The 13,017-nt window shown below is 71.7% G+C and carries 11 protein-coding genes; 5 read left to right on the top strand and 6 right to left on the bottom strand.

Translation table 11 applies throughout. The annotated features are described in order from the left end of the window. The first annotated feature begins 29 nt into the window (after positions 1 to 29). Entirely contained in the window at positions 30 to 1,160 is a 1,131-nt protein-coding gene (locus ACZ7L7_RS00360) for a magnesium and cobalt transport protein CorA (RefSeq protein ID WP_472074280.1), read from the top strand. A gap of 82 nt (positions 1,161 to 1,242) precedes the next feature. Here the strand turns inward: ACZ7L7_RS00360 and ACZ7L7_RS00355 are convergent, their stop codons facing one another. After that, positions 1,243 to 1,398 (bottom strand): hypothetical protein, encoded by a 156-nt coding sequence (locus tag ACZ7L7_RS00355; RefSeq protein ID WP_453602859.1) that lies wholly within the window; start codon positions 1,396 to 1,398, stop codon positions 1,243 to 1,245. Between the two features lie 188 nt (positions 1,399 to 1,586). Between ACZ7L7_RS00355 and ACZ7L7_RS00350 the strand changes: the two genes are divergently transcribed. From ACZ7L7_RS00350 to ACZ7L7_RS00340, 3 genes are all read left to right on the top strand, one after another. Further along, positions 1,587 to 2,339, top strand: coding sequence for a polysaccharide deacetylase family protein (locus ACZ7L7_RS00350; RefSeq protein ID WP_453602939.1), 753 nt, complete (start codon positions 1,587 to 1,589; stop codon positions 2,337 to 2,339). Between the two features lie 74 nt (positions 2,340 to 2,413). Further along, on the top strand, positions 2,414 to 2,854 hold the full coding sequence (locus tag ACZ7L7_RS00345) for an SRPBCC family protein (protein WP_472074279.1): 441 nt from the start codon (positions 2,414 to 2,416) through the stop codon (positions 2,852 to 2,854). Between the two features lie 25 nt (positions 2,855 to 2,879). Continuing rightward, positions 2,880 to 4,181, top strand: a complete 1,302-nt coding sequence (locus ACZ7L7_RS00340) for a lanthionine synthetase LanC family protein (protein WP_453602863.1) — start codon at positions 2,880 to 2,882, stop codon at positions 4,179 to 4,181. On the opposite strand, the gene ACZ7L7_RS00335 is transcribed toward ACZ7L7_RS00340, so the two are convergent. From ACZ7L7_RS00335 to ACZ7L7_RS00315, 5 genes are all read right to left on the bottom strand, one after another. After that, positions 4,133 to 5,287: an XdhC family protein gene (locus tag ACZ7L7_RS00335; protein WP_453602865.1), complete on the bottom strand. Its 1,155-nt coding sequence runs from the start codon at positions 5,285 to 5,287 to the stop codon at positions 4,133 to 4,135. The genes ACZ7L7_RS00340 and ACZ7L7_RS00335 overlap by 49 nt on opposite strands. Before the next feature lie 47 nt (positions 5,288 to 5,334). After that, positions 5,335 to 6,792: an NCS2 family permease gene (locus ACZ7L7_RS00330; protein WP_285512990.1), complete on the bottom strand. Its 1,458-nt coding sequence runs from the start codon at positions 6,790 to 6,792 to the stop codon at positions 5,335 to 5,337. A 287-nt stretch (positions 6,793 to 7,079) separates the two neighbouring features. Continuing rightward, a complete protein-coding gene (locus tag ACZ7L7_RS00325) occupies positions 7,080 to 9,464 on the bottom strand; it encodes a xanthine dehydrogenase family protein molybdopterin-binding subunit (protein ID WP_285512991.1) in 2,385 nt (794 codons plus the stop codon). A 5-nt stretch (positions 9,465 to 9,469) separates the two neighbouring features. Beyond that, positions 9,470 to 10,054, bottom strand: a complete 585-nt coding sequence (locus ACZ7L7_RS00320) for a (2Fe-2S)-binding protein (RefSeq protein ID WP_261719795.1) — start codon at positions 10,052 to 10,054, stop codon at positions 9,470 to 9,472. After that, positions 10,054 to 10,944 carry an FAD binding domain-containing protein gene (locus ACZ7L7_RS00315; protein WP_472074278.1) on the bottom strand — a complete coding sequence of 297 codons (891 nt, stop codon included), beginning with the start codon at positions 10,942 to 10,944 and terminating at the stop codon, positions 10,054 to 10,056. The genes ACZ7L7_RS00320 and ACZ7L7_RS00315 overlap by 1 nt, the downstream gene beginning before the upstream one ends. A gap of 375 nt (positions 10,945 to 11,319) precedes the next feature. On the opposite strand from ACZ7L7_RS00315, the gene ACZ7L7_RS00310 reads away from it, so the two are divergent. Next, positions 11,320 to 12,993 (top strand): PucR family transcriptional regulator, encoded by a 1,674-nt coding sequence (locus tag ACZ7L7_RS00310; RefSeq protein ID WP_453602868.1) that lies wholly within the window; start codon positions 11,320 to 11,322, stop codon positions 12,991 to 12,993. Positions 12,994 to 13,017 lie beyond the last annotated feature (24 nt).

Raw genomic sequence — 13,017 nt, 5'->3', positions numbered from 1 at the left:
TCACCCGGCATCGGCCGAGAGGCAGCACGATGGCGAAGAGCAACCGGAAGTCCGTCTGGCGCCGCGCCCTGACCGCCCCCGCCGGCGTACCGCGTCCCGCGCGTCCCGACGACGACCCGCCGCCCGCCGAGCCGGAACCGCCGAGCATCGTGCAAGCGGTGCTGTACCGGGACGGGGTGCGCGCCTCCTCCCCCGCCACGCTCGCCGAGACCTACCGCGCCCTGCGCGAACAGCCGTCCGGCATGGCCTGGATCGGCCTGGCCCGTCCTCCGGCCGCCGAACTGAAGTCGCTGGCCGCGGAGTTCGACCTGCATCCGCTGGCGGTCGAGGACGCGCTGGAGGCCCACCAGCGCCCGAAGCTGGAACGGTACGGCGACACCCTCTTCGTCGTGCTTCGCGCGGCCCGCTACCTGGACGCCCCGGAACAGGTCGACTTCGCCGAACTGCACGTGTTCGTCGGCCCCGACTTCGTGATCACGGTCCGGCACGGCGCGGCACCCGACCTGTCGGCGGTGCGCCGCCGCATGGAGGAGACGCCGGAGCTGCTGCGGCTGGGCCCAGAGGCGGTGCTGTACGCGATCCTCGACGCGGTGGTCGACGGCTACGCGCCGGTCGTCGAGGGCGTCCAGAACGACATCGACGAGATCGAGACGGAGGTCTTCAGCGGCGACCCCGAGGTGTCCCGCCGTATCTACGAACTCTCCCGCGAAATGGTCGAGTTCCAGCGCGCCACCCGCCCCCTGGTCGGCATGCTGCACGGCCTGATGGCGGGCTTCGCCAAGTACGGCACGGACGAGGAGCTCCAGCGCTACCTCCGCGACGTCGCCGACCACGTCACGCACACCAGCGAACGCGTCGACTCCTTCCGCCAGGCCCTGACCGAGATCCTCACCGTCAACGCCACCCTGGTCACCCAGCAACAGAACGCGGAGATGCGCGCGTTGGCCGAGGCGGGCTTCGAACAGAACGAGGAGATCAAGCGCATCTCGTCGTGGGCGGCAATCCTGTTCGCGCCCACCCTGGTCGGCACGATCTACGGCATGAACTTCGAGCACATGCCGGAACTGCACTGGCTGTTCGGCTACCCCTTCGCCCTGCTCCTGATGGGGGTGGTGTGCACGAGTCTGTACGCGGTCTTCAAGCGACGGGACTGGCTCTGAACCCTGGGCTCACGCGCACTGGAAGCTGCGCCGGACGCGCGGATCCGGCCCGCGGTTGCCGCGGGCCGGATCAACTCGGGCCTCAGCTCACGGCCTTGGACACCAGCCCCGCGATCCGGGTCTCGTCGGCCGGGGTGAGGTGGGTGAGGGCGAAGCGGGTGGGCCACATCGTGCCCTCGTCGAGGGCGGCCTCGTCGCTGAAGCCGAGCATCGCGTAGCGGGACTTGAACGAGGGCATCGCGTGCGTCCTGGACGGGACGGACCCGGAGCGGGCGGCGGAGCACCGGGCGGCGGGCCGGGCCGTACGGGAGACACTGACAAGCCGCTGACCTGCCCCTTTACCCCCCTCCGGGCACACCCGGCGGACTATACATAGCGTGTATACACCCTATGTATAGTCTCGGCATGCCTTCTGCGACCAAGAAGATGAAGAAAACGGGGACCGCGTTCCTCGCCGCCGCGATCCTGTCGGCGGCGATGGCGCTGACGGGGTGCACGAAACTGGAGACGACCTCCCCGGCCTCGGTGCGCGACAACGCCTCGGCCGATGTCCAGGCCCGGGTCGGGACCGTCGACTGCCGTGAGGCCAAGTGCATAGCGCTGACCTTCGACGCGGGGCCGAGCGAGAACTCGCCGCGGCTGCTGGACATACTCAAGGAGGAACAGGTCCCGGCGACCTTCTTCCTCCTCGGCAAGCGGCACATCGAGAAGTACCCGGAGCTGGTGAAGCGGATGGCCGACGAGGGCCACGAGCTGGCCAGCCACACCTGGGACCACAAGATCCTCACCGACCTGGGCAAGGACGAGATACGCGAGGAACTGGAGCGCCCGAACAAGGAGATAGAGCGCCTGACCGGGCGCCGCCCCACGCTGATGCGCCCGCCGCAGGGTCGTACCAACGACACCGTGCACGAGGTCTGCCGCGAGCTGGGGATGTCCGAGGTGCTGTGGAGCGTCACGGCGAAGGACTACAAGACCACCGACTCCGAGCTGATCAAGGAGCGCGTGCTGGACCAGGCGGACCGGGACGGCATCATCCTGCTGCACGACATCTACCGCGGCACGGTGCCCGCGGTCCCCGGCATCATCAAGGCCCTGAAGAAGCAGGGGTACACCTTCGTGACGGTGCCCCAACTGCTCGCCCCGGGCAAGGCGGAGCCCGGCGAGGTGTACCGCTAGAGGCCGATCGCCCCGTGCCCGCGAGCCGTATACGAGGAAGACATTGAAATGGCCGGATTCCATAGGATCGGTCAGTGGTCTACTTTCAGTTCGCGCGTACCGTCCCGCTCTCCCTCGACGAGGCCTGGCGCCGCCTCACCGACTGGCCCCGCCACGGACAGGTCGTCCCCCTGACCCGGGTCACCGTCGAGACCTCCGGCCCGACCCGGGAGGGCACGGTCGTCGTCGCACGCTCCGGCCTGGGCCCGCTGGCCTTCGACGACCGTATGGAGATCACCACCTGGCGCCCGCCCACCAAGGACACCCCCGGCCTGTGCCGCCTGGAGAAGCGCGGCCGGGTGGTCCTGGGCTGGGCGGAGATCGAGGTGCGCTACGGGCCCGGCGGCCGCGCCCGCGTCCTGTGGGGCGAGGACCTGCGGGTCCGCTTCCTGCCCGGGTTCTTCGACGCGCCGGTGCGGACGGCGGCGCGTTATGTGTTCGGGCGGGCGGTGAACCGGTTGCTGCGGATGTCCTGAGGCCGGGCTGCCAGACTGGGGCGTCATGATCGCAAGTGACGTGACCCGACCGGCGGTTGACGAGGTCGAGGCGCTCGCGGCGGACGCGCTGCGGTGGCTGGTCGCCCAGGCGCGGGACGTCGGGGACGGCGGGCTCGGCTGGCCGGTACGGCCGTCCCGCGCCGCGACCGACCCGATGTTCTACAACGGCACCGCCGGAATCGTGCCCGCGCTGCTGGAGGGATGGCGGCACTTCGGTGACGACACCTACGCGGACGCCGCCCTGCGCGCCGCCCGCGGTCTGGCCGCCGCCGTGCCGGAAACACCGGACAGCTCCCTGTACTTCGGCCTCACCGGCATGGCGCTCGCGCTCCGCGCCGTCCACGACGCGCTCGGCGACCCTGCGAGCGGGGGAGCCGCCGACCGGGCCATGGCGCTGGTGCGCTCCCGGTTCGACGGGACGCGCTGGGGCGAGCTGTTCGAGCTGATGGGCGGCAACGCCGGGATCGGCCTGGGCGCGCTGGCGCTCGGCGACCTGGATCTGGCCGTACGGGCGGTGGAGCCGTACGCGGAGGCGGCGGAGCCGACCGGGGCCGGGGTGCGGTGGGCCCACCGGCCCGGTGTGGAGGGGCGGATGCACCACATCTCGCACGGCACCCTGGGAATCGTGCCCGCGCTCGCCGCGATCGGTGCCGCCGCCGGCCGCGCGGACCTCGTCGACCTGGCACTGGCGGGCGCCGCGGACGTCGTCGCCCGTAACGAGGCAGGCCCGGACGGCTTCCTGGTCCCGCACTCCGACCCGCGGCACGGCGGGGAGCGGACCGCGCGCCACAACTACGGCTGGTGCCACGGCCCGGCGGGTGACGCCCAGGTGTTCCGGCTGTTGCGGGACGTGCTCGGCGACGCCTCCTGGTCGGCGTTGGCGGACCGCTGCCTGCACACCGTCGTCCACTCGGGGCTGCCCGCACGGCTGTACCCCGGCTTCTGGGACAACAACGGCCGCTGCTGCGGCACCGCGGGCGTCCTGGCCCTGGCCTGCGACCGGATCGCCGAGCAGCAGGACTCCCCGGACTTCGCCGGTGTCCTCGTCGCGGACCTCGCCGCCCGTGCCACCCGCGATGCCACCGGCGCCCGATGGCGCAACGTGGAGCACCGGGCCACGCCGAGCAAGCTGGAGGCGGAGACCGGCTGGGCGATGGGCAACGGGGGCATCGCGCGCGAACTGCTGCGCTGGGTACGGATCAGCCGGGGCGCCGCCCCGGACTACGCCGTCGCCTGGCCCGATCAGCCGCCCGTCGCTCAGGCCACCGACCCGATCCGCCCCGCCGGGACCGACGTCGGTTCGTGATGGATCGGGGTGTGGGCGCCCGTCAGGGAGACACCCGTGCCGCCGCGGCGGTTGGCGACGATCTCCGAGGCGATGGACAGGGCCGTCTCCTCGGGGGTGCGGGCGCCCAGGTCGAGGCCGATCGGGGAGCGCAGGCGGGCCAGTTCCAGGTCGGTGACGCCCACCTCGCGCAGGCGCTTGTTGCGGTCCAGGTGGGTGCGGCGGGAGCCCATCGCGCCGACGTAGGCGACCGGGAGCCGCAGGGCCAGCTGCAGCAGCGGGACGTCGAACTTGGCGTCATGGGTGAGGACGCACAGGACGGTCCGGGCGTCGACCTCGGTGCGCTCCAGGTAGCGGTGCGGCCAGTCGACGACGATCTCGTCGGCCTCCGGGAAGCGGGACTTGGTCGCGAAGACGGGGCGCGCGTCGCACACCGTCACGTGGTAGCCGAGGAACTTGCCGATCCGCACCAGCGCCGAGGCGAAGTCGATCGCGCCGAAGACGATCATCCGCGGCGGCGGCACCGAGGACTCCACCAGCACCGTGAGCGGTGCTCCGCACCGAGAGCCCTGCTCTCCGATCTCCAGGGTGCCGGTGCGCCCGGCGTCCAGGAAGGCGCCCGCCTCGGCGGCGATCGTGCGGTCCAGTTCGGGGTGGGCGCCAAAGCCGCCGTCGTACGAGCCGGGTTCGGTGCCGATCAGCAGGGCCCGGCCCATCAGGTCCGCGGGGCCGGCGACCACGCGGGCCAGCGCCGCCGGGCGGCCCGCCGCCGCGGCCTCCAGCGCCGCCGTGATCACCGGGCGGGCCGGATCGGCGGCCCGTACCGGAGTGATCAGGATGTCGATGATGCCGCCGCAGGTCAGACCGACCGCGAAGGCGTCCTCGTCGCTGTAGCCGAACCGCTCCAGGACGGTTTCGCCGTCCGCCAGGGCCTGTTGGCACAGCTCGTACACCGCGCCCTCCACACAACCGCCGGAGACCGAGCCGATCGCCGTGCCGTCGGTGTCGACGGCGAGCGCGGCGCCGGGCTGGCGGGGCGCGCTGCCGCCGACCGCGACCACGGTCGCCACGGCGAAGTCACGGCCCTGCTCGACCCACCGGTGCAGCTCCTCGGCGATGTCCAGCATGTCTCGGTCTCCTTACGGCAGTTGAGGGAGGGCGCAGCCTTCGGCGGCTAGTGCACGCCCAGCCAGCTCTCGATCGGGTTGAGGGCGAAGAACACCAGGAAGATCGCGGTCAGGGCCCACATGAAGGCCCCGATCTCCCGGACCCTGCCCTGCGCGGTCTTGATGGCGACGTACGAGATGACGCCGGCCGCGACGCCCGCGGTGATGGAGTAGGTGAACGGCATGATGACGACGGTCAGGAAGACCGGGATCGCGGTGGCGCGGTCGCCCCAGTCCACGTGCCGGGCGTTCATCATCATCATGGCGCCGATGACGACCAGGGCCGCCGCGGCCACCTCGCCGGGCACGATCGCCGTCAGCGGGGTGAAGAACAGGCAGGCCGCGAAGAACAGGCCGGTGACCACCGAGGACAGTCCGGTACGGGCGCCCTCGCCGACTCCGGTCGCCGACTCGACGAACACGGTCTGGCCGGAGGCACCGGCGACCCCGCCGACGGCCCCACCCGCGCCGTCGATGAAGAGCGCCTTGGACAGGCCCGGCATCCGGCCCTTGTCGTCGGCGAGCTTGGCCTCGGTGCCGACGCCGATGATGGTGGCCATCGCGTCGAAGAACCCGGCGAGCACCAGCGTGAACACGATCATGCCGACCGTCATCGCGCCGACCTCGCCCCAGCCGCCGAACTCGACGTCGCCGAAGAGCGAGAAGTCCGGCATGGAGACAGCGCTGCCGTGCAGTTCTGGAGCGCCGCTCGCCCACTGCTTGGGGTCGATGACGTTCATCGCGTTCAGCGCGACGGCGAGCACGGTGCCGCCGACGATGCCGATCAGGATGGCGCCCGGCACCCCGCGGGCCTGGAGCATGAAGATCGCCAGCAGGGTCACCGCGAACAGCAGCACCGGCCAGCCGGCCAGTTCGCCCGCGGGGCCCAGGGTGACCGGGGTCGCCTGGCCCTGGTGCACGAACCCGGCCTTGTAGAAGCCGATCAGGGCGACGAACAGGCCGATGCCCATGGTGATGGCGTGCTTGAGGGCCAGCGGGATCGCATTCATGATCATCTCGCGCAGGCCGGTGACGACCAGCAGCATGATGACCACGCCGTACATCACGCACATGCCCATGGCCTGCGGCCAGGTCATCTGCGGGGCGACCTGCGAGGCGAGCACACCGGAGACGGAGAGGCCGGCGGCGAGGGCGAGCGGCACCTTGCCGAAGAAGCCCATCAGCAGCGTGGTGAAGGCCGCCGCGAACGCCGTCGCGGTGATCAGGGCCTTCTGCGCGAGGGTGTCCCCCGCCACGTCCTTGCCGGACAGGATCAGGGGGTTGAGCAGGAGGATGTACGCCATCGCCATGAAGGTCGTGACGCCACCGCGGACTTCTCTCGCGACGGTGGATCCCCGGTGGGAGATGTGGAAGTACCGGTCGAGCCAGCCCCGTCCGGCCGGGACGCGGGTTCCTTCTCCCGCGTCTTCGGCGACGGTCTGCGGCTCTGTGGACTGCTGGGTCATGTGGGCCTACTCCCAAGGTTCATAGGGGCACCCGCGGTTGCCTCTCGGCGGGTGGTGCGGGATTTGGGAAGGTGCCCGACCCGGGGGACGGCCCGAGACGAACGTGGAACTTGCTTCACCCTGGGCCGGGGTGGCCGCTCGGTGAGGTGTTGCCCGGCGCCGGGCGTGGCCGTGGATGTGCTGTTGCCCGGCGCCGGGGTGCCGTTGCGCCCACCCGTGCCGCTGGGCCCCCCAGGCCCTTGAGGCACTGGGGGAGGCACGACTGCCCGCAACGGCGGGACTCGGATTTACGCGGTACCCGTCAGGTGTTCCGGGCGTACCGGGGTCCGGTTCAGCTCCAGGCCCGTCGCGTTGCGGATCGCCGCGAGGACGGCCGGGGTCGAGGAGAGGGTGGGGGCCTCGCCGATGCCGCGCAGCCCGTACGGGGCGTGGTCGTCGGCGAGTTCGAGCACGTCGACGGGGATGATCGGCGTGTCGAGGATCGTGGGGAGGAGGTAGTCCGTGAAGGACGGGTTGCGGACCTTCGCGGTCTTGGGATCGACGACGATCTCCTCCATCACCGCGACGCCCATGCCCTGCAGTGTGCCGCCCTGGATCTGGCCGAGGACGGACAGCGGGTTGAGGGCCTTGCCGACGTCCTGGGCGCAGGCCAGCTCGATGACCTTGACCAGGCCCAGCTCGGTGTCCACCTCCACGACCGCGCGGTGCGCGGCGAAGGAGTACTGGACGTGCCCGTTGCCCTGGCCGGTGCGCAGGTCGAAGGGCTCGGTCGGCCGGTGCCGCCACTCCTCCTCGACCTCCACGGCCTCGCCCTCCAGGACGTCCGCGAGGTCGGCGAGGACTTCGCCGCCGTCGGTGACGATCTTGCCGCCCTCCAGCAGGAGTTCGGCGGTGGCCCAGGCGGGGTGGTAGGAGCCGAACTTGCGGCGCCCGATCTCCAGGACCTTCTCCCGGACCAGCTCGCAGGCGTTCTTCACGGCGCCGCCGGTGACGTACGTCTGGCGCGAGGCGGAGGTGGAGCCGGCGCTGCCGACCTGGGTGTCGGCCGGGTGGATGGTCACCTGGGTGACGCCCAGCTCGGTGCGGGCGATCTGCGCGTGGACGGTGACGCCGCCCTGGCCGACCTCCGCCATCGCGGTGTGCACGGTGGCGACGGGCTCGCCGCCGATGACCTCCATGCGCACCTTGGCGGTGGAGTAGTCGTCGAAGCCCTCGGAGAAGCCGACGTTCTTGATGCCGACGGCGTAGCCGATCCCGCGGACGACGCCCTCGCCGTGGGTGGTGTTGGACAGACCGCCCGGCAGCTGCCGTACGTCGGCGCCCTCGCTGGACTCCCACTGGCGCTCCGGCGGCAGCGGCATCGCCTTGACGCGGCGCAGCAGTTCGGCGACCGGCGCCGGGGAGTCGACGGGCTGCCCGGTCGGCATGATGGTGCCCTGTTCCATGGCGTTGAGCTGCCGGAACTCCACCGGGTCCATCCCCAGCTTCTTGGCCAGCTTGTCCATCTGCGCCTCGTAGGCGAAGCACGCCTGGACCGCGCCGAAGCCGCGCATGGCGCCGCAGGGCGGGTTGTTGGTGTAGAGGGCGATGGCTTCGATGTCGACGTCGTCGATGACGTACGGGCCGACCGAGAGGGAGGAGGCGTTGCCGACGACGGCCGGGGAGGCGGAGGCGTAGGCGCCGCCGTCCAGGACGATCCGGCACTTCATGTGCGTGATCTTGCCGTCCTTGGTGGCGCCGTGCTCGTAGTACAGCTTCGCCGGGTGGCGGTGGACGTGGCCGAAGAAGGACTCGAACCGGTTGTAGACGATCTTGACGGGCTTGCCGGTGCGCAGGGCCAGCAGGCAGGCGTGGATCTGCATGGACAGGTCCTCGCGCCCGCCGAAGGCGCCGCCGACGCCCGCCAGGGTCATGCGCACCTTCTCCTCGGGCAGGCCGAGGACGGGTGCGATCTGGCGCAGGTCGGAGTGGAGCCACTGGGTGGCGATGTAGAGGTGGACGCCGCCGTCCTCCTCGGGCACCGCGAGGCCGGACTCGGGGCCGAGGAAGGCCTGGTCCTGCATGCCGAAGGTGTACTCGCCCTCGACGATGACGTCGGCCCGCTTGCGCGCCTCCGCCACGTTGCCGCGGACGATGGGCTGGCGGTGGACGATGTTGGGGTGCGGGACGTGCCCGGAGTGGTGGTCGTCGCGGTTCTCGTGGACGAGGATCGCGTCGGGGGCGGTCGCGGACTTCTCGTCGGTGATGACGGGCAGTTCGCGGTAGTCGACCTTGATCTTGGCGGCGGCGCGGCGCGCGGTCTCCGGGTGGTCGGCGGCGACGATGGCGACCGGCTCGCCGTGGTGGCGTACCTTGCCGTGCGCGAGGACGGGGGTGTCCTGGATCTCCAGGCCGTAGTTCTTCACGTCGGTCGGCAGGTCGTCGTAGGTCATGACGGCGTAGACGCCGGGCATGGCGAGGGCCTCGCTCGTGTCGATGGACACGATCTCGGCGTGGGCGACCGTGGAGCGCAGGATCTGGCCCCAGAGCATGTCCTCGTGCCACATGTCGGAGGAGTACGCGAACTCTCCGGTGACCTTCAGGGTGCCGTCGGGGCGGAGCGTGGACTCGCCGATGCCGCCCTTGGTGCGGTAGCCCTGGGTGAGCTTGGTGGGAGCGCCGTTGGTGGGCATCGGGGTCAGACCGCCTCTCCCTGCCGGGCGGCCGCGAGGCGGACCGCGTCCATGATCTTCTCGTAGCCGGTGCAGCGGCACAGGTTGCCCGAGAGGGCTTCGCGGATGTCCGCGTCGCTGGGGTTGGGGTTGCGCTCCAGCATCTCGTCGGCGGCGACCAGCAGTCCGGGGGTGCAGAAGCCGCACTGAACGGCGCCGGCGTCGATGAACGCCTGCTGGATCGGGGAGAGTTCGGTGCCCTCGCCGGTCTGCGAGTCCTGGCCCTTGGCCTGCCAGCGCTGGGCCTCGTCGACCGAGGTGCCGCAGGCGCCGGAGGCGCAACCGCCGTGCTCGGCGCGCTGCTTGGCGTAGTCGGCGAGGCCTTCGACGGTGACGACCTCGCGGCCCTCGACCTGTCCGGCGGCGACCAGACAGGCGCACACCGGCACGCCGTCCAGGCGGACCGTGCAGGAGCCGCACTCGCCCTGCTCGCAGGCGTTCTTCGAGCCCGGCAGGCCGAGCCGCTCGCGCAGCACGTACAGCAGGGACTCGCCCTCCCACACGTCGTCGGCTTCCTGCGGACGTCCGTTGACAGTGAAGTTGACGCGCATCAGGCGACTCCCTCCGTGCGGGCGGCGGTGCCGCGGTACGACTCCCAGGTCCAGGTCAGGGTGCGGCGGGCCATGACGCCGACCGCGTGGCGCCGGTAGCTCGCGGTGCCCCGGACGTCGTCGATCGGGTTGCAGGCGGCGGAGCACAGCTCGGCGAACTGCTTGGCGACCGAGGGGGTGATGATCTTGCCGTTGTCCCAGAAGCCGCCCTCCTCCAGCGCGGCGTTCAGGAATTCCTCGGCGGCCTTGGCCCGGACGGGGGTCGGCGCCGCCGAGCCGATGCCGGTACGGACGGTCCGGGTCTCGGGGTGCAGGGCGAGGCCGAAGGCGCACACCGCGATGACCATGGCGTTGCGGGTGCCGACCTTGGAGTACTGCTGGGGTCCGTCCGCCTTCTTGATGTGGACGGCGCGGATCAGCTCGTCGGGCGCGAGCGCGTTGCGCTTGACGCCGGTGTAGAACTCGTCGATCGGGATGCGGCGGCTGCCGCGCACCGACTCCACCTCGACCTCGGCGCCGGCCGCCAGCAGGGCGGGGTGGGCGTCGCCGGCCGGGGAGGCGGTGCCGAGGTTGCCGCCGACGCCGCCGCGGTTGCGGATCTGCGGCGAGGCGACGGTGTGCGAGGCGAGGGCGAGACCCGGCAGTTCGGTGCGCAGGTGCTCCATGATCTGCGTGTACGGAACGGAGGCACCGAGCCGCACACTCTCCTCGCCGACCTCCCATTCGTAGAGGTCTCCGACACGGTTCAGGTCGAGGAGGTACTCGGGCCGGCGGTGGTCGAAGTTGATCTCGACCATCACATCGGTGCCACCCGCAATCGGCACAGCGGTGGGGTGCTCGGCCTTAGCGGCGAGCGCCTCCTCCCAGCTGGCGGGGCGAAGGAAGTCCATGACCGGCTCTCTTCTTCGTCTCGTGGGTCGTACAGATTGAGCCAATCCGTGTGCGGCGGGCGCGGCTCGTTCATGTGCTGTTTACGCGGAGTGAGGTCAGTACACAGCGCTGTACTCCGCCGGGGTCAGTCACGGAAACCATGAAGGAGTTGGCTGGCCAGGTCGGTCATCTTGTAGATTCATATAAACGGAGGGCCTCAGTAACCTCCTGGTTTTGCTGTGGAAACGTGCGACGCACGCCACGTGACCTGGGACACAGCCGAAACGCGCCCCTCGGGGCGGCGAGCCCTGCTCACCGGCCCGCCGGACGGGCCGGGGCCTCACCCATACCTGGATCCATCGTAGATTTCGAGACAAGGAACGGCGGCGACGAGAATGCGGCTGCGCGCACTGCTGGACACCGACGCGCTGGGCCTGAAGCTGCTCGGCGGCGAGGACGAGCTGGACCGCACCGTCCGGGGCGTGATGACCACGGACCTGCGCGACCCCAGCCGCTATCTGGCGGGCGGCGAGCTGGTGCTGACGGGTCTGGCCTGGCGCCGGGACGCCGCGGACTCCGAGCCGTTCGTACGGATCCTGGCGCAGGCCGGGGTGGCCGCCCTCGCCGCCGGTGAGGCCGAGCTGGGTCCGGTCCCGGAGGACCTGGTGGCGGCCTGCGCCAAGCACCGGCTGCCGCTGTTCGCGGTGCACGAGTCGGTCGCCTTCGCCACCATCACCGAGCATGTCGTGCGGCAGGTCTCCGGCGAGCGCGCCGGGGACCTCGCGGCGGTCGTGGACCGGCACCGCCGGATGATGACGTCCGGCCCGGCGGGCGGCGGCCCGGACGTGGTGCTGGACCTGCTGGGCTCGGACCTGGACCTGCGGGCGTGGGTGCTCTCCCCCACCGGGCGGCTGATCGCGGGGCCGAAGGTGGGCGGCCCGGTGCTCGGGGCCGACCTGTGCGCCAAGCTCGCCGCCGAGCACCTGGCCGCGGCCCGCACCGGGCGGCGCGGCCCGCACCGGGTGACGCTCGGCTCGACGCCGTACTCCCTGTTCCCGATCCGCAGCACCGGGCGCGCCCCGCAGGCCTCGCGGGACGTGCGCGAGACGGTGCTGTCGGACTGGCTGCTGGCGGTGGAGGCGGACGCCGGGGACTGGCCGGAGGAGCGGCTGGACCTGCTCCAGGGCGTCACCCAGCTGATCGCGGTCGAGCGGGACCGCCGGGACGCCGCCCGCACGGTGCGGCGCAGGCTCGCCCAGGAGGTGCTGGAGCTGGTCCAGACGGGCGCGGCGCCCGCCGAGATCGCCGCCCGCCTGCGGGTCGCGGCCCCGGTGCTGCTGCCGGGGCTGGGCGCGGCCCCGCACTGGCAGGTCGTGGTGGCCAGGGTCGAGTGGGAGGGCGGCGAGGTGGAGGGCGGTCCGGTGGCCCAGTCGCTGCTGGAGGAGATCCTGGTCGACCCGCTGACCACCGGCCCGGAGCCCTCGGACCGGATCGCCGTGGCGCACACCGGCGACGAGGCGATCGCGCTGGTCCCGCTGCCCGCGGTGTCCGCCGAGCACGACGGCTCGGAGGAGGGCATCCTCGCCGACCTGCTGCTGGAGTCCGTGCGCGACCCGCTGTCGGCCGGGCTCGACGACGACGGCCGGGTCACGCTCGGCGTCAGCGCCGCCGTCCACTCGGCGGAGGGGCTGCGCGGGGCGCTGGAGGAGGCACGGCACGCCCGCCGGGTGGCCGCGGCGCGCCCCGGCCGGGTCTGCGCGGCCGGGCACCAGGAGCTGGCCTCGCACGTGCTGCTGCTGCCGTTCGTCCCCGACGACGTGCGGCGCGCCTTCACCGCGCGGCTGCTGGACCCGCTGCGCGACTACGACCGGCGCCACCGCGCGGAGTTGATCCCGACGCTGGAGGCGTTCCTGGACTGCGACGGCTCCTGGACGCGCTGCGCGACCCGGCTGCACCTGCACGTCAACACGCTGCGCTACCGGGTCGGGCGAATCGAGCAGTTGACGAGCCGGGACCTGTCCCGACTTGAGGACAAGCTTGATTTCTTCCTGGCGCTGCGCATGAGTTGAGGTCTCGGCGGCGGCCCCGGACCG

Source organism: Streptomyces sp. NPDC110618, from assembly GCF_055657065.1.
The sequence above is the reverse complement of the archived record's forward strand: the minus strand, read 5'-3'. Positions and strand labels throughout refer to the sequence as shown.